At 58.1% G+C, this 22774-nt stretch carries 11 protein-coding genes; 3 read left to right on the forward strand and 8 right to left on the reverse strand.

Translation table 11 applies throughout. The features are described 5' to 3' along the window. Together V9K67_RS24765 and V9K67_RS24770 are read right to left on the reverse strand one after the other, a co-directional pair. A partial coding sequence (locus tag V9K67_RS24765) for an MBG domain-containing protein (RefSeq protein ID WP_336727416.1) occupies nucleotides 1–8063 on the reverse strand: 8063 nt, incomplete at its 3' end. Nucleotides 8064–8296: 233 nt separating this feature from the next. Next, nucleotides 8297–9352, reverse strand: a complete 1056-nt coding sequence (locus V9K67_RS24770; protein WP_336727419.1) for a hypothetical protein — start codon at nucleotides 9350–9352, stop codon at nucleotides 8297–8299. Nucleotides 9353–9686: 334 nt separating this feature from the next. On the opposite strand from V9K67_RS24770, the gene V9K67_RS24775 reads away from it, so the two are divergent. Then, nucleotides 9687–10433 carry a response regulator transcription factor gene (locus V9K67_RS24775; RefSeq protein ID WP_336727420.1) on the forward strand — a complete coding sequence of 249 codons (747 nt, stop codon included), beginning with the start codon at nucleotides 9687–9689 and terminating at the stop codon, nucleotides 10431–10433. Nucleotides 10434–10651: 218 nt separating this feature from the next. On the opposite strand, the gene carB is transcribed toward V9K67_RS24775, so the two are convergent. Both carB and V9K67_RS24785 read right to left on the reverse strand, forming a co-directional pair. Then, nucleotides 10652–13474: a carbamoyl-phosphate synthase large subunit gene (carB, locus tag V9K67_RS24780; protein WP_336727421.1), complete on the reverse strand. Its 2823-nt coding sequence runs from the start codon at nucleotides 13472–13474 to the stop codon at nucleotides 10652–10654. A 338-nt stretch (nucleotides 13475–13812) separates the two neighbouring features. After that, nucleotides 13813–14046 carry a hypothetical protein gene (locus V9K67_RS24785; RefSeq protein ID WP_336727424.1) on the reverse strand — a complete coding sequence of 78 codons (234 nt, stop codon included), beginning with the start codon at nucleotides 14044–14046 and terminating at the stop codon, nucleotides 13813–13815. Between the two features lie 178 nt (nucleotides 14047–14224). On the opposite strand from V9K67_RS24785, the gene V9K67_RS24790 reads away from it, so the two are divergent. Continuing rightward, nucleotides 14225–15931, forward strand: a complete 1707-nt coding sequence (locus V9K67_RS24790; RefSeq protein ID WP_336727426.1) for a M23 family metallopeptidase — start codon at nucleotides 14225–14227, stop codon at nucleotides 15929–15931. Nucleotides 15932–15987: 56 nt separating this feature from the next. Beyond that, complete coding sequence (gene bcp / locus V9K67_RS24795) at nucleotides 15988–16443, forward strand: thioredoxin-dependent thiol peroxidase (protein ID WP_336727428.1); 456 nt, start codon at nucleotides 15988–15990, stop codon at nucleotides 16441–16443. A gap of 93 nt (nucleotides 16444–16536) precedes the next feature. On the opposite strand, the gene V9K67_RS24800 is transcribed toward bcp, so the two are convergent. The 4 genes from V9K67_RS24800 to recO all read right to left on the reverse strand — a co-directional run bounded on the left by V9K67_RS24800 (nucleotide 16537) and on the right by recO (nucleotide 22717). Then, entirely contained in the window at nucleotides 16537–17037 is a 501-nt protein-coding gene (locus V9K67_RS24800; RefSeq protein WP_336727431.1) for a hypothetical protein, read from the reverse strand. A 28-nt stretch (nucleotides 17038–17065) separates the two neighbouring features. After that, complete coding sequence (locus tag V9K67_RS24805) at nucleotides 17066–18511, reverse strand: SusD/RagB family nutrient-binding outer membrane lipoprotein (RefSeq protein WP_336727433.1); 1446 nt, start codon at nucleotides 18509–18511, stop codon at nucleotides 17066–17068. A 20-nt stretch (nucleotides 18512–18531) separates the two neighbouring features. Then, on the reverse strand, nucleotides 18532–21657 hold the full coding sequence (locus V9K67_RS24810) for a SusC/RagA family TonB-linked outer membrane protein (protein ID WP_336727435.1): 3126 nt from the start codon (nucleotides 21655–21657) through the stop codon (nucleotides 18532–18534). A 322-nt stretch (nucleotides 21658–21979) separates the two neighbouring features. Then, complete coding sequence (gene recO, locus V9K67_RS24815; RefSeq protein ID WP_336727438.1) at nucleotides 21980–22717, reverse strand: DNA repair protein RecO; 738 nt, start codon at nucleotides 22715–22717, stop codon at nucleotides 21980–21982. Nucleotides 22718–22774 lie beyond the last annotated feature (57 nt).

Below are 22774 nucleotides of genomic sequence, written 5' to 3' on the forward strand. Positions count from 1 at the left end.
GAAGCGAGCATACCGGTACCGGTCACATCGCCCAGGTTGGTCAGGCTCTTGGTATTGATCTGGAACAGGCCGTTGGAGGGAACACCGTTGGCATCGGTGATCTGTATATGTACGCTCAGCGAATCCATGGCTTCGGTGGGGTGGCCGTTACCGATCTCCAGGGTACCCTCGAAGGCTTCGCGGGTCATGGTCAGCCGCTGGCTGAACTGCACCTTCACCGTAGCGCACACGGCATCCTTCTCTTTACCCAGCAGCGAATCCAGCTGGTTGTAGGTCCGCTCGTGCAGGTCGTCTACCGATGTAAAGCCTTTGGCAACAGCCCTGGCGGTTGCCTGGGCAATGGAATCCATCAGCAGGCCCACCCGGTTCCAATTAACAATGTCCGGGTACTGGGCATTCGGTGCCAGCACACCCTGGCTGCGGGCATAGACAGAGGTATTCCAGCGGGTAAAGAACGACTGGATCGCCGACGGCTGGATCTCGTAGCCGGCCATGGCATTCAGCACGGAAGTTTGCGCTGCCGGCTGGATGGAATCGGGCACGCTGGTATACAGGCGCACCAGGGAATCCAGGTCGGCAAAGGCTTCGCTTTGCGCAATAGCGTCGCCGAAGTATTCTTTCGCCAGGCTTTCCTGGGCCCCGTAACCGTCCACCGCGATCTGCAGGGTAGCAGCGATCTCCTGGAACACCGCTCCCAGTTCATCTTCAGAAGCATTCTGGATAAACTGCGCGTTAACGCCTGCCGGAAGCGCCATGGCCATCGGCATATCGGCGGTTTCGGTATTGGCGCATACCCAGATGGCGTTGACAATGGCGCCCACACAGGCCAGCTTCTTCGGCCCGATGCACTTGGTCACCACCTTGATGAGTTTTTTGATACACTCCTTGCAGCTCTTCTTCTCCGTCTCGTACTGCGGAGTGGCGCCGCCACTTCCCTGGGGAATGGTGGGGCAAATAGCACAGTCGGGGAAGCCGCCGCCACCGCCAATACCGCCGCCACCGATCAGGATGGGATCGCCACCCCCGGTACCCGGGTCACCGGTACAGGAACGGCCGGAATAGCTGAACAGCACACCGCCTTTCTGCCAGAGGCCGCTGGTGAGGTTACATTTATACCAGTATACCACTCCGGCAAAGTCCTGGCAGTTGCCGCCGCCGGTGGTCAGGGCGCTTACCTGGGGCGTCTCGATGCCCAGGAACTGCGATACGGCCATTACAGAAGCGGAGCCGGTCACCAGGGAGGCGGCCACCGCCATGCGGCGGCGCATCAGCACCGGTACCTGTATGCTTTGCTGGGCCAGCAGGCGCGTGGGCACATAGTTGGTCACGAACTCGTATTCGGGATCGTTCTGGGGCAGGTTCAGGGCCACGTCCTCGGCCGCGATCAGGCCGTGGTTGGTCAGCGTGGCCTGGAAGACATAGGTTTCGCTTCCCGACAGCTGCGGCATGGACTTCGGCATTTCGATGGTCACCACCGGCATGGGCACGTGGGTCTCGAACTTGGTGGTCAGGGTAATGTCATACACATCCTGAATGGCGGTGGGCACCACGTTCCAGTTGAAGGTAATGGCCTGGTAGTTCAGGAACACCGAAGCCTCGGTGGTATCGGCCGGGTTGATGGTCACCGTGCCGCTGTACGACTCGTGTTTTTCCTTATCCACCAGGATGCGGTGCTTGCCTTCCGGGATGCCGGCCGCCACAAACAGGCCGGTGGCATCGGTGTAGCCGTCGGCATAAAGGGCGCCGGTGAAGTAGTTTTTCACCTGCACGCGGGCGCCGGCTACTTTCGGGCTGCCTTCGGTATAATAAGTAAACTGGTCGGTGACCTCTACTTTCACCACCCCGTTGCTTTCGGCTTTCTTTTCAAAAGTGAACGGAATGCTGAAGGAATTGCCGTTCGCAACGCCGATACCGATGTTGCCGGAGATCGGGTAGTTGAAGGGCACTTCGTCCAGGGCCAGGAATTTCACTACCACCACGGCCGTATCGCCGCTGCCCAGCGAGGGCAGGACGGTGGGGGTAACGCTCTTCAGCCAGGCCGCCTGCGGCAGGTTGACCGACAGGTTGCCGGTGGCGCCCACGCCTTTGTTCACCAGGCGGAATTCCATCTGGCGTTCGCCCTTGCTTTGCGAGGCCGCTACGTCCAGGCGGGTCACGTCCGCTACCACGTAGGCGTTGGGCGCCTGGCAGAAGTAGAAGACATCAGCCGTTTGCAAGCTGCCTTCTGTCGCTACGGCTGCCAGCTGGGCCACCTCGAATTTCGTTCCGGGCGACAGGGCGGTACCGCGGACGCTATAACCCAGGTTGACGGATGTATTACCGGCAAAGGAGGCCAGGGTATCGAACCGGATCACAGCGCCGTTGGGCAGGACCGTCGGTTGCAGGGTAAAGCGGGTCAGGGTTCTGCTGCTGAGGTTCTGCACGCTCAGCGTTCCTTTCAGGGTATCACCCAACACCACGCGGAACTGGGGCACCTGGCCGTTGTGAATGCGCACACCCAGGAGGTCGAAGGCATCCTGTTCGGCGGTGGCGCCGATGCCGGGGAAGGAAGCGCCCACGCTGTAGTGACCGGCTTCGTTGGCCAGCGGAATGAACTGGGTCGTATAAGTGCCGGCGGCATTAGTAGTTGCCGTAACCGTACGGCGCAGGCCGTTGGTAATAATATATACCTCCACCTTCTCGTTGGCGGCGGCACTGCCGTCGCTTTTCACGGCCGCACCGGTTACCGGAACGGGCGTACCCTTCAGGTAATAGGGAGCCGCCACGCTGGCGGTAGCCGTGTAATCCGGAAGGATTTCCAGGCTTACCGGCGTGGATTTATTGTTGGTCACCAGCAGCTCGGTCAGCAGCAGGTCGGGGTTCACCCAGAACAGCAGCTTGTACTGGCCGGGCAGGTTGGGCGCCTTCGCGGCGTTCAGCACCGGCAGGGTTTGACCGGCCGGGAGGGCAGTCGCCAGCACGTCTTCCGAGATCAGGCTGTCGTCATCGCTGAGGACATCGTCCTTCGACAGGTAGCCGCGCACCACCACACCCGTGGGAGCGGTAGCGGCGCCGGTATTCTTCACGGAGAACCCGTAATTAAAGATGCTCATGGCCTGCACACGGGTCTTGCCCAGGGTGACCGAAGGCAGTTGCAGGTCGGGTTTGTTCAGGTCCGACACCATCAGCCAGAGCGAACCGGTGGAGAAGCCGCCGGCAGTGGCGTGGAAATACACCTGCTGGTTGCCGTCGGTAATGCCGTCGTTGATGGTGGTCACCGGCACGTCCACGAAGGACTTGCCCGCGGGGATCACGGCCGTAACCGGAACGGTCGCCTCCGTTGTATCCGAAGAAGTGAGGCTTACGGTCAGGGCCCCGGTGGTGGCGGTGTTGCGGGCAACACGGATGGAGCCGGCATTGGCGCTGCCTTCGGGCAGGGTCAGTTGGGCAGCCGTTACCTGCAGGGAGGGGCCGTCGTTATCGCTGATGCGCAGCGGGGCCGATACCCAGCCCGAAGAAGCCGGGGGCGCGCTGCAGCCGCAGGAGTTTACGAACAGGGCCGCGGTGATGGATACGTCGCGCTGGCCGTCGACCAGGTTGTTGTCCACCACGCCGATGGTAAAGGTTTTTTCGTTCTCGCCTTCCTCCAGCGAAATGGAAGTGGGCAGCAGCAGGGTGTTCGCCCAGTCGGCCGACAGGTTAGCCGTAAAAGCCGTGTTGTTGCTGCCCGCTTTGCGGCGCAGGGTCGCCTGGGTGGCAAAGGCGCCACCCGACTCGGACACCACCGGTGTCTGAACGATCAGCTCCAGGCCGGGCAGGTCGTCGTCTTTCACCTGCACCAGGCCACTGGCGGCATGGTGGTTGGCCGCCCCTGCTACCAGGTTTACGGACAGGTCCACTTCGGGCGTATTGTCCGCTTCCAGGGCTACCGTCACATCGGTGTACAGGGAGCCGGCCGGGATGGTCACTGAAGCCGGTACCGGGAAGCGGGCCTGGCTGCCGGAGGTCAGGAACACCTGCAGTGGCTGGGCCGGCAACAGGTTGGTGCTCACCCGGAAGGTCACGGAGGAGCCTTCCATCGCTTCGGCCGGCAGGTTGCTGATGGTTAACGTAGGTTTGTCGTTGTCCAGCAGCGACAGCGGGGCCTTCGCCGCGGTAAAGCCGGCGGCGGACAGGCGCAGAGTGTCGTTGAGGGTTCCTTCCACCGCACTGTTGTCGGGAGCGGAAAGGTTAAAGGAAACGCCTGCCTGCCCGGCCGGGATGGTCGCGGAGGCCGGGACGGAGAAGTGGCCGCTGTTGGCCAGGCTGATGGCGACGGTCAGCGGGGCGGAAAGCGATCCACTGCGTTTCACCAGGACCGATACGGCCCCGGTGCCTTCGGTGAGCTGGGCCGAAGACAATTCCACCGCCAGCTGCCTGCTGATGGTCCAGGCGGTTTGCTGCACGGCGGTGTTGTTGGCCGCGCCGCCGGGCACTTCCTGGACGCCGGCGCCGGGCACCACTTCCACCACGAATACGGCCTCGTCGCCGATGTTCAGTTGCGCCGGCAGCACTACCGCGGCACGGCGGGGCAGGTCGGCGCCCACGGACAGCGCATTGTCGTTGGCATAAACGCTTTGCTGCAGCAGGGTGCGGCTGCCGCCGGCGGGGGTCTGCATGTAAATACGTTCCGTCCAGTTGGTCGCGGAGGCGGCCGACCCGGTATTGGAGATGGTCCAGAATACGTTTACGGAATCAGCCGGGGCCACTACGGGCTTGGCGGAGGTTACATTTTTCACCACCAGGTCCGGGCTGGCCACCACGTTAAAGGTATCGGCCACGTCCGGTGCCGCCAGGTAATTGCCATTCCCTCCCTGGGAGGCACGTACCACGATGGTTCCCGCCGCCGATACGGCGATGCTGTCCCCGACAAGGGTGGCAATGCCCGAAGGAGCCGTCACCAGGCTGTAGGCAAGGGGCAGGCCCGAAGAGGCAGCTCCCGTGACCTTTACTTTGAACGGGGCGTTTCCAAAAAGCTTATCCGGGATGGACGTCAGCGAAATGGTTTGCGACGCCTTATATATATGGAAGCTGTCGGTAACCGTACCGCTGTAGTTGCCACTGCTGATGGTGGCCACCACCTGGTAGTCGCCCACGTTGACCGGTGCGGCGCTGCTGCCGTTGAAGGTAAAGCTTACCGGCTGGCCGGCAGGCGTGGTAGTGGCGGTCGGCACGCGGCCCGACCCGTTATACGGTACCGACAGGTTGCCCAGGGCCACCGTTGCGGAAGCCCTGGCCACGGTTACGGTGATATCGGAAGTGGCCGGGTTGTAATAATCATTACCAGCCTGGCTGGCCCGTACCGTTATGGTGCCCGCACCATTTATATATAAGGTATCGTTGCGCACCTGTCCGGGTCCGCCGATGACGGCATAGGTTACCGGCAGGGACGTATTGACGGTAGCCGACAACAGTACGGGGTCGTTCCCGTACACCTTGGGTGCCACGGGGGTAAAGGTGATCACCTGGTCCTGTTTGGTGATGACGTTCACCGGCGAGGCCGTCGGGCCGTCACCGCAGGGGTTGGTGTAGCGGACGGTATAGGTGCCGTCTTCCATCGCCGTGAAATAGTAGTTGGTAGCGCCGCTGATGGCCGACCCGTTTTTCAGCCACTGGCAGGCCAGCACTTTGTCGCCGGGTGCCGGGGAGGAAGCGTACAGGGTCCTTCCGCTCATCGAAATGGTCGGTGTCGCCACCGGCTGGCTGTTGAAGGGCCGCACCTGGATGGTTTGGGAATTGCCGGCCCCGCAAGCGTTCGCGGTTTGCAGGGTCAGGGCATATTGTCCTGCCGCGGTCCAGTTTACCGTTGCGGTAGCGCCGGTGGTATCGATGGTACCGCCACCGGACAACGTCCAGGTATAAACGGTACCGGCATCGGTAACGCTGGCGGAATAGACTTCGGTACCCAGGCACAGCTCTTTCTTACCGTTGATGGTAAAATACTGCTCGGGCTTCCGGCTGATGGTCAGCGGCGTATCGTTAAAGTCGGTAGTGTCGTTGGGCTCCGTGGAAATGATCCGGATCCGGTAGCCGGTTCCAGCAGGCGTACCGGCCGGGATGGTGGCATGGATGGTATCGGAGCTATTACCGGTGAGGGTACCAATGGTAACGGGGTTGGCAAACGAGCCGTAGATATTGGAAAGCTGGGCGGTGAAGACGTTGCCCGCGCCGAAGGCGGCATTGACGGTAAAGGGAACGGCTACAGTTCCGCCGGCGCACAGGTTGCCCTTGATGGTGCCTATTTCGGCGCCCAGGGGTGCCAGCGAATCCACGCGGAAGGCCCACTGGTTGGTCATGCTCCAACTGCCGGCCGAATCCTTCGCCCGTACATACACTTTATGGTCGCCCAGGGTCAGGCGGCGCACGGTCAGGGGGATGACCAGCTCACTGATGTCGGTGCCGGGGGCAATGCTCACCGCCGTACCTTTTCCGTATCCCGGGTCGGTATCGATGTAGTATTCCAGCAGTGCGATGTTGCCGGCAGCGGCCGGGGGCGGCACGCTGGTGGTAGTATACGGCTTGTAGAACAGCAGGGTGTTGCCCATGCCCCAGTGGCCGGCGGCCGTACGGGCACGGGTGTGCATCCGGTGTACGCCCTGGCCCAGGTTGGTGGGGTCGATGGAAATGACCAGGTCGGACAGGTCCGTACCGGGCGTAATGGGCACGGCGGTAGGGTTGCCGTAGCCGGGGTCGGTATCGATATAATACTCCAGCCGGGTGATCTCCGGGGCGGGGGCGGGCGGGGGCACCGCATCGCCTGCGTAGGGCTTGTAAAAAAGCAGTGTATTGGTCAGGCTCCACTGTCCGGCAGCATTGCGGGCACGCGTATACAGGCGGTGCACGCCCGAGCCCAGGCCTGCAGGATCGATGGAGACCACCAGGTTGGAAAGGTCGGTGCCGGCAGTGATGGGTACTGCCGTGGCATTGCCGTAGCCGGGATCGGCATCGATATAATATTCCAGGCGCTGGATGCTGGCCGCAGCGGCCGGCGGCGGCGGCACGTCCAGGTTACCGTAAGGTTTGTAAAACAGCAGCGACTCGGTAAAGCTCCAGTTGCCCGCTGCATTTTTGGCGCGGGCATACAGGCGGTGCACACCGGCACCGATGGCGGCGGGATCAATGGAAATGACCAGGTTGGACAGGTCGGTGCCGGCCGTAGCGGCCACCGCGGTACCATTGCCGTAGCCGGGGTCCTTGTCCAGGAAATATTCTACCCGTTCAATCGTGGAGGGGGCCGAAACGCCGGTGCCGCCGGTAACCGGCGGCGCGGAAGGAAGAAAAGCAGGGCCGTTGATCAGCGTTCCCGTCTTCCCGTTGCCCGAAGCATCGCTGAGGGTGGTGGCGCCCGAACTTTCGTTCATCTGGTAGCGGGCCAACAGGCCGGTGGAGGTGCCTCCGGCCATGCCTGCCTGTACCTGGGCTTCCGTCAGTGCGGTATTGTAGATCTTTACCTCGTCCAGGGCGCCATTCCAGAACCGGCCGCCACCGCCCCAGTTGGCCAGGCGCAGGAACTCTGTACCGTCATACGTAATATTGGTGGGACCGCCGGTTTTGGAATCCACCAGCACCCCGTTCACGTATACGCCCATGTAGGTGGGGGTGGCTACCAGCGCCAGGTGCTGCCAGGTGTTGGCCGCCAAAGTAAAGCTGACACCGCCGAAACCCGATTTTCCAAAACCATACTGGTTGGTGTTCCAGCCATTCTGCTGCACCACCCAGGAGCGGGAATCGGTGTGGTTGTTGTCGATGATATCGGCATAGCCTGTCTGCGTGCTGCCGGGCCTTACCCACATTTCCAGGGTAAAATTCTGGTAGTTGAACCAGGTGCCGAGGTCGGCCTGCTGGCTGCTGCCGTTGAAGTCGATGTAGTTGCCGGTAACGCCGGCAAACCGCCCGGCGCCCCGCTCCTTGCGGACCGCTGCGGCAGGGCCGGCTTTCTTTCCGGGATCCCCAGCTGTAGCTGAAAGACCCAGGATCAGCACCAACATCAGGAAACATATCTTTCTCACTGTTACCAGGCAACTGCCGGCAGTAGCTGTTTTCATCATCCGATAGTTTTGGATAAAGCAAATTGAGCCGCATCTTCCCGGCAGGCACTGCCGGCAAAGACGTCCATTTGTTTAGTAAGGGGAAAGGGCAGGCAGGTTTCCGGAAACACCGTTTCCCTGCCTGCTCCCGTTTCAGGTGCAGCCGCACCTGGCAGGGTTCGCCGGTGAAGCGCCTTTACTGCCGTTGCCGGCAGCCCATCGCATTCGCCGGCACCTTAGGGCGTTAATTATTAATTATTGCTGCGAACGCTTATGGTAATGTTATAAGGGTTGGAGCTGGCGGAAGAACCCGGGGCCGTCAGTTTGTACACGGCAGGCACCGGCGGAACGCCGCTGATCTTGTAGCGGTAGGCTGCTTCGCCGCCAAAGATGCCGCAGTCGGTGGGGTTGTTGCTGCCATCGAAGCCGCCATTCAGCGCCGGGGAAGTAGCACTCAGCAGGAAGTAATTTTCATCGAATTCGCCGTAGCCATACCAGCTGGGGTTATCGCTGGTACCGTCCAGGCGTTTGAAAAGGTCGGAGAAGGACACGCCCCAACGGTTGTTGCTGCCCTGGGGCAGGGGATTGGGAGCCGCCTGCATGAAGTAGTTGTTGTCGTAAACCGTGTTGATATTGCCGGTATTGTGGTACCCGAGGATGCAGTTTTTTACCAGGAAGGCTGCGTTGTTGAGGCTTAAGGGACTGGCGCCGTAAATATTGGGGCTGCCCGATACGCAGTTGACGAAAGCGCCGCTGCTTTCGGGTAAATAAAAACCGATGCCGTACTGAAGGATACAGTTGTACGCCTGGAAGTTGGTGACGGGGTTGTAACCGTTATACGCCATACCGCCACCGGTGATCACGCTGCTGATGACTTTAACATTGTTGATCACCCGCTGGTCATTGTACAGGGTGACATTGCCGAAGCACCTGCGTACGGTAATATTGGAAGTATAGATATATGCGTCCATGTTGCAGCCTTCGAGGATGGAGTTTTCGGAACCGGCCTGGAAATAAATGTATCCGTCGCTGGGCGCATCGGTGCCGATCACCTGCAGGCCCGGGTGAACGTCGAAATTATAACCAAAGCCCTGGACCACGAGCTGTTTGCTGATGGAACCGCCCTGGTAGCCGTAGATCTGGATCGTATCGCCGGCATTGGCCGCATTATTGGCATTATCGATACTGGAATAATCCACACCTGCCAGTGCCGCACCATTGTACCCTACACGGAGAATTTTTGCATCCGCAACAAAACTGGAAGCAAGAAGCACTGCCAGTACCAGACAAGAGTAAAATTTTCCCATAAGTAACGTTTAAATTGAGTTGGTTTTTTTATTTCGAACAGCATTGCTGCCGTGTCATCCGGGTTTGTAGGGGCAACGGGTACGCTGGCTTTAGGTCAGGATAATGGAGGAAGACGTGATTGTACCGGCAGAACAGGAGACCATATGGCAATCGGTAACTGCGGCAAGCCGAACACGATGACAAATGTATCCCGGCCCAAACTCTGCAGCAATACTCAAATTGAGTATTTTTTGGAAGGAAAGGGATTTTACGTAGGTACGTAATTTTACGCGGGAATATAAATTCCTATACGTATATTTACGAGACCTATTTTTAACCGAAACGCCTAACTGCATGTTTACCAGCTTTCTCTGGCACTACCGCCAGGACCCTGCCGCTGTGGAAACACCTCTTGCCTCCTGGGAACACCCCTACCAGCAAAAGTGGATCAGCCATGCCACGCTTTTGAACCAGGTGTCGGGCCACCAGCATGATGCCTTGTATCTGTGGGACGCCCTTTACGGTCATTCTATTTTTGTCGGCAACCGCACCAAGGCGCCGGCCTGGGCGGCTTTTTCGGAAAGCAGGGTGCACCCGCTGCACCTCGAGGCCGCCCAGACCCTGCAGCAGGCCGGCATCCGGCACTGCCTGCAAAGCCCCGCCCACCTGAAACAAACCCTGATCAGCGTGAACTTCCTGTACCGGACGGGGGAGCATGCCTATGCGCAACTGCTGCAGCAGTCCATGGTAGTGGAAACCGACGCGGCCGGCCGTCCCCTGCTGCTGCTGGTCTACCTGCACGACGTTACCCACCTGAAGAAGGAACAGTCGGCCGACCTGGTGATTACCGGTCCCGGCCAGCCGCGGGTATGGAAATACGATTTCGAGCACCGGAAGCCGGCGCAGGCAAAGCCGTTATCGGAACAGGAAAAGCGGGTGCTTTTCTATTTAAGCCAGGGCCGGGACAGCAAGGAGCTGGCCGCCCTGCTGAATATCAGTCCCCATACGGCTGATACCCACCGGCGCAACCTGCTGCAAAAGACCAACTGCACCGATACCACGGCCCTGGTGACCTATGCCCGCATGACGGGACTGGCCTAGGCAGCCTCACCCCCGGCCCCTCTCCACATGGAGAGGGGTGCCCAAACTACAGTCATTTCCTACTGGTTTAAGACAATAAACAGCCTAAAAACAGAAAAGCCTTTTCCAAATTGGAAAAGGCTTTTCTATTATAGTTAAGCTCTACTCCTCCCCTACCCGTAGGAAATCTTTCTGGTTAGGGCACCCCTCTCCATGTGGAGAGGGGCCGGGGGTGAGGCCTATTTGCTCAGGTACATGCTGCGGTCTTTATACAGCTGGCGGAAGTAAGGATCGCGAAGGTCCTTGATGAAGCGGATGGCCTCACCGGTGGACTTCATTTCGGGGCCTAACTCCTTGTTCACACCCGGGAACTTGTTGAAGCTGAATACCGGCTCCTTGATGGCAAAGCCATTGAGCTTCTTCTCGAAGGAGAAGTCTTTCAGCTTGTTGGCTTCGAGCATCACCTTGGTGGCCACGTTCAGGTACGGGATACCGTAAGCCTTGGCGATGAACGGGGTGGTACGCGAAGCGCGGGGGTTGGCTTCGATCACGTACACCTTGCCGTCCTTGATGGCGAACTGGATGTTGATCAGGCCTTTGATGTTCAGGGCACGGGCGATCTTCTCGGCATAGTACTCCATGGTGGTTACCACCAGGGGGGCCAGGTTGAAGGCCGGCAGTACCGCGTTGCTGTCGCCGCTGTGGATACCGGCAGGCTCGATGTGCTCCATCACGCCCATTACATGGAAATCTTCGCCGTCGAAGATGGCGTCGATCTCGGCCTCCTGGCAGCGATCCAGGAAGTGGTCGATCAGGATCTTGTTGCCGGGGATGTGTTTCAGCAGGCTTACCACCGCTTTTTCCACTTCCTCGTCGTTGATTACGATCCGCATGCGTTGGCCACCCAGCACGTAGCTCGGGCGCACCAGCACGGGATAACCCACGCGGTTGGCTACTTCTACCGCTTCGTCCACGGTGTAGGCGGTGCCGTAGTCGGGGTACGGGATGTTCAGCTCTTTCAGCATGTCGCTGAAGCGGCCGCGGTCCTCGGCAATGTCCATGCTGTCGTAGGAGGTACCCAGGATGCGTACGCCTTTATTGTGCAGGCGCTCGGCCAGCTTCAGGGCCGTTTGACCGCCCAGCTGCACGATCACGCCTTCGGGTTTTTCGTGTTCTACAATCTCCCACAGGTGCTCCCAGTATACCGGCTCGAAGTACAGCTTATCGGCGATGTCGAAGTCGGTGGAAACGGTTTCGGGGTTGCAGTTGACCATGATGGCTTCGTAGCCGGCCTCTTTGATGGCCAGCAGGCCGTGCACGCAGCAGTAGTCGAACTCGATGCCCTGGCCGATGCGGTTGGGGCCGCTGCCCAGCACGATCACCTTCTTTTTATCGGTCACCTTGCTTTCGTTGGCATGGCCTTCCTCAAACGTAGAGTAGAAATAAGGAGTTTTCGCCTCGAACTCGGCGCTGCAGGTATCCACCATCTTGTAGACGCGGGTGATGCCGGCGGCCTTTCTTTTTTCGTACAGCTCGTCTTCGGTGCCGTCGTTCATGATGCGGCAGATCTGCTCGTCGCTGAAGCCGTGGATCTTGGCGTCGCGCAGCAGGTCGGCGGGCAGGGTGGCCAGCTTGTACTTGGCGATGCGGTTCTCGATGTTGCAGATCTTTTGAATTTCGTAGATGAACCAGCGGTCGATACCGGTAGCCTTGGCAATGGTATTGACGCTGACACCCAGCATCAGGGCGTCCTTGATGCGGAAGATGCGGTCCCATTTCGGAACCTTGATGTATTCGATCAGCTCTTCGGCGTGCATCTGGCTTTTGCCGTAGTAGCCCAGGCCGATGGCGTTGTTTTCCAGGCTCTGGCAGGCTTTCTGGATGGCTTCGGTAAAGCTGCGGCCGATGCTCATCACCTCGCCTACGCTCTTCATCTGCAGGCCCAGGGTGTCGTCGGCGCCCTTGAATTTATCGAAGTTCCAGCGGGGGATCTTTACGATCACGTAGTCCAGGGCGGGCTCGAAGTAAGCCGAAGTGGTTTTGGTGATCTGGTTTTCCAGTTCGTCCAGCGAGTAGCCGATGGCCAGCTTGGCGGCGATCTTGGCAATGGGGTAACCGGTTGCCTTGGACGCCAGGGCCGAGGAGCGGCTTACGCGGGGGTTGATTTCGATGGCGATGATCTCTTCGGTGGCGGGGTTCAGCGAGAACTGCACGTTACAGCCGCCGGCGAAGTTGCCCAGGTCACGCATGATCATGATGGCGGTGTTGCGCATCAGCTGGAAGGCGCTATCGCTCAGGGTCATGGCCGGGGCCACGGTAATGGAGTCGCCGGTATGCACGCCCATGGGGTCGAAGTTCTCCACGGTACAGATGATCACGACGTTGTCGTTGGCATCGCGCAGCAGTTCCAGCTCAAACTCTTTCCAGCCCAGCACGGCCTTTTCCACCAGCACTTCGTGGATGGGAGAAGCCTGCAGGCCGCGGGTGAGGGCCTCGTCCAGGTCGTCCTTGCCGTGAACAAAGCCGCCGCCGGTACCGCCCAGGGTAAAGGAGGGACGGATCACCAGGGGAAAGCCGATCTCCTGGGCAAACTCTTTTCCTTCGAGGAAGGAGTTGGCGGTTTTGGCAGGAGCTACGGGCACACCCAGGCGGATCATCCACTGGCGGAACAGCTCGCGGTCTTCCGCCTTGTCGATGGCTTTGATGTCCACACCGATCAGGCGTACGTTGTGCCGCTCCCAAACGCCCAGGTCCTCGGCTTCCTTGGCCAGGTTGAGGGCGGTTTGTCCGCCCATGGTGGGCAGCACGGCATCGATATTATTTTCTTCGAGAATCTGTTCAATGCTTTCCACGGTCAAGGGCAGCAGGTACACCTTGTCGGCCATCATGGGGTCCGTCATGATGGTGGCGGGGTTGCTGTTAATGAGGATGACCTCGATGCCCTCTTCGCGCAAGCTTCGGGCAGCTTGGGTTCCGGAATAGTCAAACTCGCAGGCCTGACCGATAACTATTGGTCCTGAACCAATAATAAGTACTGATTTAATTGAAGGATCCTTTGGCATATTTTTTCAGAAGAAAATTTTTAATATCCGGCCTTTCGGATAAGAGGGAGCTCACTCAGGGCGAGGCGCTTCACAGCTGTAGGAACATCTTCAACCCTTCATTCGCGTTCTTACACAAAAAACCCGGACGTCTTTTTGTCCGGGGTGCAAAAGTAGTGTAAAATAAGGCTCCATATGTGAAAGGTTTTTTAAGGAATGAAAAAAAACGGCCGCCGGGCACGAAGTACAGGGCTTGAAGGAGGGCGGAAGGGAGGAACCCGTTGTAAAAATTACTTATATATAAAGAAATAAAAAGGAGGCGACCGTTGGTGCCTCCTTTTTATTATTACAAAAAATACCTATGCCTGGGAATGGGTATAGCCATTCATGGCCGGTGCTTTTTTGTGGAACATGTTCTTGAGGCTGCTAGGCACTTTTTCGTCGTAGAACTTCTTGCCTTTTTCCTTCAGGTCGCCGAGCATCTTGTCTTTTTGCTCGTCGCTCATTTTGGAGTATTTGTAATAGGCGAAGGCAGCGGCTCCGGCCAAAAGAAGGCTGCTCAGTCCCATACCTGTTTTGTTTCGGGTCATCATAACTTTGATTTTATGGGTGAATGAATAGTTTTAACTGGTTATCACTACTTAACCTCAATAAAATATCATACCGCAAACAAGGGCTGCCATAACTTTCTTAAAAACACGGCAGCGGAAAAAGGGTTTCCTGTTTGTTCCCGTATTTTGCAGCATCCCAGCACGAAACCCTTAACGATACATGAACCGGAAAAGAACCTTGTTTTTGGCCTGCCTGGCCGTCAGCCGTATTTTTTGCGCGGCCCAGTCAGATAAATATACACAGAACTATCCGCAAAACTATTTCCGCCACCCCTTAAATATTCCGATGGAGCTGGTGGCCAATTTTGGCGAGATCCGCAACAACCACTGGCACATGGGACTGGATATCCGCACCCAGCAGCGCGTCAACCTGCCGGTCTATGCCGCCGCCGACGGCTACATCGCCAAGGTGTCCATCGAGCCGGGCGGCTTCGGCCAGGCCATCTACATCAACCACCCCAACGGCCTCACCACCCTCTACGCCCACCTCAATGCCTTTGCCCCCATGCTGGCCGAATACGTAAGGGCCCAGCAATACAAGCTGCAGCGCTGGGAAGCCGACATCGACATTCCCGCCGGCCTGTTTACGGTAAAACAGGGCGATTATATTGCCCTGAGCGGCAGCACCGGCGCTTCGCAGGGACCGCACGTGCATTTCGAGATCCGGGAAACCGCCACCCAGAAGTGCCTCAACCCCCTGCTGTTTGGCTTTCCCATACCCGACGCCGTACCGCCCACCGTTACCCGCCTGGCGCTGTACGACCGCGGCCGCAGTACCTACCTGCAGTCGCCCCAGCTCTTCGCCCTGCGCAAGACGGGCGCCTCCTACACACCGGCCACGGTGGTCCGGACCGGTGCGCGCCGCGTGAGCTTTGCCATCAGCGCCACCGACCGCTTTACCAACTCGGCCAACCCCAACGGCATTTATGCGGCCAGCACCTGGCTCGACAACCGGCTGCAGTCGGAATTCTTCCTGGACCGCATCTCGTATAAAGAAACCCGCTACATCAACGCCCAGGTGGACTACCGCCTGAAAACGGCCGGCGGCGCCACGGTGCAGCACCTCTGCCCCATGCCCGGCGACACCAGCGAGGTATATCTTGAAAACACCCCCTACGGCATCATCGACCTGCCCGACGAGGAGCCGCACCAGGTGCGCGTAGCCGTCAAGGACGCGGCGGGCAACGTGTCCACCATCGAATTCACGCTGCAGTACGCCCCGGCCCTCGCCCGCCCCTACGAGAACACGGCCCTGTACCAGCTGGTGCCGCGGCAGGTGAACGTCTTCGAAACCGAACGCTTCGAGCTGTCCACCTCCGAATACACCGTTTACGATACGGTGAACGTCACCTACAACCTGAAGGAGCTGCCCGCGCCGGGAGCCGTATCGCCCCTGCATACCTTTATCGGCGCCTCCATCCCGACGCACGATTCGGTGCGGGTGCGCCTGCTGCCCTCCGTCGACATCAGCGGCGAGGACCGCAACCGGGTGGTGATCAAAAGCACGTCGGGCAGCCGCACGGTGGTGGAGAAAGCCCAGTGGCAGGGTCCCTGGCTGGCGGCGAAGTTCCGGCAGTTCGGCACCTTCCAGGCCTTCATCGACAACCAGCCGCCTTCGGTCAACGCGCCCCTGCCCGACCTGAGCCGGGCAACGCGGCTGGTGTTCACGCCCACCGACAACTTCCACACCATCAAAAGCTTCCGGGCCGAGATCGACGGCCAGTGGCTGCTGTGCAGCAACGACAAGGGCCGCTCCTGGATCTACCGCTTCGACGAACACTTCCCCGCCGGCACCCACGAACTGAAGGTGACCATCGAAGACGAAGCGGGCAATGTGACCACGAAGAGCTGGACCGTGCGGAGATAGGGATTGGGATATTGGTTCATTCGTTAATTGGAAACAATAAATAACAAACTATAAATATGGCAACAGAATTAAAAGCCGGCGATCAAGCGCCGGAATTTTCCGGCAAGGACCAGAACGGCAACGAGGTTTCGTTAAAGGATTTCAAGGGAAAGAAAGTGGTGCTTTATTTCTATCCCAAGGACGATACGCCGGGATGCACCGCCCAGGCCTGCAACCTGCGGGATAATTTTTCAACCCTGAAGGCACAGGGCTTCGAGATCCTGGGCGTCAGCCCCGACGATGCGGGCAGCCACCAGGCGTTCCGTGAAAAATACCAGCTGCCCTTCCCGCTGCTGGCCGACCCCGAGCGCCAGATCATTGAGCAGTACGGCGTCTGGGGCGAAAAGAATTCCTACGGCAAGGTCACCATCGGCCTGCTGCGGACCACCTTCGTCATCGACGAGGAAGGCACCATCCAAAAGGTATTCAAACGGCCGAACACAAAGGAACATGCGGAGGAGATCCTCAAATAAGTTTACGAGTTCGGTTGACACCTGACAGGTTTTCTTATAAAAAAGCCAGGCATCTGTAGCAGAGCCTGGCTTTTTTAATGAAGGGAAGTTTTCTTAATCAACGACCCATACCCGTACGGATTCGGGATAGATGATGTCGCCGTTGTCCAGCGTCAGCCGGAAGTAAAAATCGCGGGCCAGCAAAGCATTGGAAGCAGGATCGGCGGTTGCCGCCACTTTGGCTTTGTAGTCGGTAAACGTGGTGGAAAAGCTCACCTTCGTTCCGTTGCCGGCAATCGGCGTCAGGGAATACAGGCCCGTGCTCTTCACCGTGGCGCTGTCGCGGATGGGGGCGAAATTGCCGCCGGCCGCCGCGGCCACCCGGGTGATCTCCTTGATGGTACGCCCGCTGGTAGCAGGGATCTCCAGGTCGATCTTGATGAGGTTTGCGGCTTTGGACGCCTGCACCGTAGGCCGGGGACGGTAATCAAATACATTGCTTACGGTAACCGGTATGGCAGCCGGGCTGTCGCTCAGGGGACCGAAGCCTTCCTTTTCACATGAACTGAGCGCCAGCACGCCCAGCAAAAGGGCGATGAAGAAATTATTTTTCAAACGCATAGGTTTCATTTATCAGATTTTATTAAAGGCCCCACCACACTTTCTCGTTGGTGCGGGGACGGGGGTTGGGTTGATGGGGATTTTTCAGGGCTTCACCTTCGTCATACGGGAAGCGCTTGGGCAGCGTGGTGGGATCGTCGCCGGTTACGTTCAGCGATAAGGACAGCCGGGGATAACCCGTTCTGCGGTAATCGTTATAGGCCTCGATGCCGTTGCCCACCCAGGCAATGTACTTCTGGGTCAGGATCTGCTCCCTTTTCTGTTCGGCAGTGCCGGACAGGGTAACCACGGTAGGATTGTTGGTGAAAAAGGTGTCGATCGCCCCGGTAGTCAGGCCGACCTTGCTCATGGAAGCGCGGATACCTGCTTTATACAGGGAGTCGGCATTGCCGGGGGTGCCAAAGACCACTGCCGATTCGGCCAGGATAAAGGCCGTCTGGAAGTTGGTCAGCATGCGCACGGGGGCTTCGCCTTTCTCGCCCACCACGTAGGTGCCGTAGCGCGACCGGGTGGCCGCTGCCGGCGCCGTAACGTTGTCGCCGTTGTTGTAGCCGCGGAAACCGGTGGCCGGCTTCGTATAATACTTCGCCAGGCGCAAGGTGTCGTTCAGTCCTTTCATGAGGTTCAGGAAGCGCGAGCTCAGCATCTCCTCGTCGGGACGGTTGGCGTAGTCGAAAGCATACATCGGGTTCTGGTTGTTGGAGCTTGCTTTGAACGCCACCTGGTAATCCAGGGAGTTGTTGTTGATGTAGTTGTTGCCGGCAATCACGCTGTTGATCACGGACCGGGTGGTATCGGGCGCTACATTGCTTACCTGCATGGCCAGCTTCAGCAGCATGGTATTGCCCATTTTTTTCCATTTGGCCAAGTCGCCGGCATAGGCCAGGTCGTCGTTGGCGTTCGGCTTGAACACGCTGGGCTTGTCCAGGTCGGCGATGCCTTCCCGCACCAGGTTGAACAGGCTTTGGATGCCCTGGGCCTCGTTGCCTAAGTAAATGTCGCGCTGCTTGTCGTAACGCGGCTGCAGGATCTCCAGTCCGTATCCTGCCTGGGAGTACGGCACATCGCCAAACAGGTCGGTGGCAATGGAAAAGATATAGGCCAGCTGCAGCTTGGCTACCCCGGCATAGGCGGGATCGCTTGCCTGCGACTGTTGGATAATGGTGCGCAGGTTGGTGACCGATACGGTATAAATTTCCGAGTTCCACTGGTTGGAAAAGGAGCCCTCCAGCTTATAGGCGTCGAAGTTGTCGGGATCCCCGGCCAGCCCGGCGTTGTACTGCACCAGGATGGAGGCGGCCCTTCCCAGGGCATTGCCGTTGGCCCAGGCGTTTGCCAGGGTGGTAGTGGGCAGCAGCAGGCGGGCGGGAACCTCCGTGGGGTTATTGGGGTTATCGTTAACGTCCAGGTATTTTTGGCAGGAGCTTAAAGAAAGCGCACACAAACTATATAATAAGAGTTTCTTCATTTGGAGTAGTTGATTTTAAATTATAACGTAAGACGTAAGCTCGCGCCGTAGCTGCGGGCAGCAGGCGTACTTTGCAGCTCCAGGCCTCTCTGGTTGCCGGCACCCTGGGTGTTCACTTCGGGATCGAAGGGGGCATTGGGTGCATAATACAGCAGGTTCCTTCCGTATACCACCAGGCGGGCATTGGAGAACACCTTGGTTTTATGGAAGCTGCCCGGGATGTCGACCCCTACGGACACTTCACGCAAACGCAGGGTGGTGGCGTCGAAAATACCCAGCTCGGCGGCACCGGTAGCGGAGCCCATGGAGTTCCAGTAGGTTTGCGCCGGGATCTGGATGTTGTTGGGAATATACTTGCCGTCGGATGTCTGGATCACACCGGGAAATACGCGGGGCAGTTCCCTGTCCACCGCGGTTTCCTTCAGAGCGCCCAGGGCGCGGAAGGAGGTGATACCCCACGACATGATGTCGCCGCCCTGCTTGTAGTCGACCAGGAAGGACAGGCTTACCTTTTTGTACTTCAGGCTGTTGGTCAGGCCTGCCTGGAAGTCGCGGTTGGGATCGGCAATGATCTGGCCGGCAATGGTGCCGAAAGGCGTACCGGTCTGGCCGTTGATCAGGATCTGCCCGTCGGGGCTGCGCTGAAACTTGTTGCCCACGATCACGCCGTAAGGTTGCCCTTCGTAAATGGTGGGAACGGCGCCGGTAAAGCGGTTGCCGGGGATGAAGAAGGACGTAATGCCGTTGCCGATGGATTCCACTTTGTTGCGGATGCGGGTAAAGTTGGCGGTAACGTCCCAGGTAAAGTTCTTGCCCGAAACGGGGGTGGCATTCAGCAGCAGTTCCACGCCCTTGTTGGTCATTTCACCCACGTTGCTGGTCAGGGACATAAAGCCGGTAGATGCCGGGATGCCCACGTCCACGATCTGGTCGGTGCTGGAGGTATAGAAATAGGTGGCGTCCAGGTTGATCCGGTTTCTCAGGAAGCCGATATTAAAGCCGGCTTCGTACGAAGTGGTAAACTCCGGGGTCAGCCCCTTGTTGCCGATACGGGTTTCGAGGCTTCTGCCCGGCGTGGTGCCGAAAGGAAACAGCAGCTGGGCCACGTTGTTGCCGAAAGCGGCCACTTCATAAACGCTTTCCAGCTTGTAGGGAGCAGCGTCCTTACCTACCCGGGCTACGTTGGCCTTGATCTTTCCATAGCTCAGCACACCCCAGTTGACATTCTTCACCGCATCGGTGAACACGAAGGAGGCCGCCGCTGCGGGATAGAAGAAGGTGTTGTTGCCTTTCGGAAGCGTAGAGGTCTGGTCTACCCTGCCGGTCAGTTCCAGGAACAGGTAGTTGTTGTATGCCAGCGACATTTGCCCGTAATATCCCAGCAGCCGTTGCCGGGTAGTGGTTTCGCCGGAAGAGCTGAAGCGGGCGGCGTTGGCCACATTGTAAAAGCCGGGGATGCTCAGGCTGTCGCCCTGCACGTAGGTGTTCTGGTATTTGCGGTCGTTGATGTTCTGACCCAGCAGCACGTTGGCATTCAGGCCTTTGATGAAGATATTGTCTTTCTTGGCGGTGATCAGCAGGTCGCCGTTCAGCTCGCTTCTGAAAAAGTTATCCTCCAGCACCCGGCCTTCGCCGTTGGTGGTGGCAAAAGAACCTACGGCCGACACTTTCTTCCGGCGGTCGGTATAGGCGTCCATGCCGAGGCGGTACGCCACGTTCAGCCAGCTCAGCACGTTGTAATCCAGCTTCACGTTGCCCATGGTCCGGTTCAGGTTGCTGGTCACCGGGTTTTCATAGGCGGCAAAATACGGGTTGTCGCGGGTAGTGCTCAGGGGCCAGTTGTTGGTGCCGTTGGCCTTTTTGTAATTGTTCTTGTAATATTCCAGGTCCAGGCTACGGGGAACGGAAAACAGCTGGAACATAGCACTGGTAGCGCCGTTGCCCTGGGTGATGCCGTTTTGCTGGGAAACAATGTAGTTTACCGATCCGCCAAAGGACAGCTTCTCGGTCAGCGGGGTATTGAACTTGAAGCCCACGTTGGTACGATTGAGCTTGGAGTTGGGCAGAATACCTTTGGTATTGGTATTGGCCACCGACAGGTTGTAGTTCTGTTTGGCATCGCCGCCGTTCACGTTCACGCTGTTATCGAAGGTAGAGCCGGTTTCGAAAAAGCTGGCAATGTTGTCGGGGTAGGCCTTAAAATTCACGGTCTGGCCGTTGGACAGGATGAGGCCATTGCTCAACGTGGGCGTAGAACCGAATTTGGGACCCCAGGAGAACGTGCTGGTAGAATCGTACAGGCCGTTGGAGCCGCCACCGTACTCATTCTGGAACTCGGGCAACCCGCTTACCTGCTGCTGCGAGTAGGAAGAAGCCACGGTTACTCTCGCTTTGCCTTTGCCGGCCGTGCCTTTTTTAGTAGTGATCATGATGGCACCGGAAGCGGCCCGCAAGCCATACAGGGCGGCGGCGGCAGGTCCCTTCAGTACGTTCACGGATTCAATATCGTTGAGGTTGAGGTCCAGGGCCCGGTTGGCCGGCTGGGCGTCCATCAGCGTGTTGCCGGTACGGTCCACGTCGTTGCTGATGGGAACGCCATCCACCACAAACAGGGGCTGGTTGTTGCCGGTAAACGACTGGATACCGCGGATGTTGATGTTGGCGGAAGCGCCGGCAGCGCCGCTGGCGCCGGTAATGTCCAGGCCGGCTACCTTACCCTGCAGCACATTCACCAGGTTTACCTCGCCTTTATCGGCCAGGTCCTCGCCTTTCAGGTTGTGGGTAGTATAGCCCAGCGAACGTTTGTCCTTGGTGATGCCCAGGGCGGTCACCACCACTTCCTGCAGGTTTTTTTCATTGGGCTGCAGCGCAGTATTTATAGTAGATTGGTCGTCCACCTGCACTTCGTTGGCCTTCATGTCGATGCTGGAAAATACCAGCACCCGGGCATTGGCCGGAAGCGCGATTGTGTAGCGGCCGTCCGGACCGGTGGTAGTTCCCACTTTCGCACCCTTCACCAGCACCGACACGTTGGGCAGCGGGTTGCCCTTGCTGTCGGTCACCGTACCGGAAACCGTACGGTTCTGTGCCAGGGCCTGGTTGCAGAGCAAAGCCACTCCCAGCGTTAAACTAAGCAATTTCCTCATATATGTTTGTTTAGCAATTACAATTGATTAGGCAGGCACCCTCCCGGGAAAGAAAACAAGGGGAGTTCTACAGACAAGATAAGCAGTCTCTTCCGATACGGGGCAGGATGCAGGAAGTTTCGTTTCATGACAATAGTTTTCACCTTCACTTCTCAGGTAAATGGGGTACCAGGCGTTAATTAAAGTATAAAACAATCGATTATACGTAATATTAACGGCATACCTCCGGTCAAGCCGCCATTTTTATAGCCGGAACCCCAAAATAGTTCGTTAAACAACTATTTTTTCCTGGGCTATATTTATATACAAAAGGCTTTGAAAATCAACTCATCATGTCGCGTAAAACCGGCAGGGTCTTCAGGGAACCGAAGTCGGGGATGTGCAGGGCATAGTAGTTTTCATAACCGTTCAAAAGCAGGCGGCGGAACTCCTGATTCAGCGAAAGGCCTTCCAGCTCCCCCGGCTGCCGCATCTGCAGGATCAGCGCCGTCACTTCCGCCGCCACATCCTGCAGGTAAAAAGGATGCGCTGGCCGGTCGGGGGTAAAAATGCCTTCCTGGAGGTCCAGGAAAGGTTTGTCGGGCGTATACTCGTCCGAAATGCGAAAGCCAAAGAATATCGCCAGGTGCAGGGCAAAATACAAGGGAAAGTTGGCGGTAACGCCAGTAGAGGCCTCATCGAGCTGCACCAGGGACGCTTCCAGGAAATAATAGAGCTCGGAATTGGTTTCCGGCTCCTTCAGGCACTTGTACAGCAGCTCCACGATAAAAAGGGCCACGGCGTTTTTGCGCACATCCGACAGCAGGTCCCCATAGAGGTGCGCCCATTTGTACTCCTTGATCCGCTGCAGGTTCTTGAACTCGTTCTTATACACCACCAGGTCCAGCTGGGAGCCCGGCTGGAAAAAAGCCGCCCGGGCCACCCCGTGCTTGGAGGCTACCCGCACGCCATTGACCAGGTACGACTGCAAGCCGAACAACTCGGTAAAGGCGGTCACGACCAAACTGGTCTCGCCAAACTTTACCGTCCGCAGCACGATGCCTTTTGTTTTGTGAAGCATGAGGCAATTTAGTACAAGTTCCAGAGTTCCAAAGTTCCAGAGTTGGCATAATTCCGG

Source organism: Huijunlia imazamoxiresistens, from assembly GCF_037132455.1.
Lineage (GTDB): Bacteria > Bacteroidota > Bacteroidia > Chitinophagales > Chitinophagaceae > Flavisolibacter > Flavisolibacter imazamoxiresistens.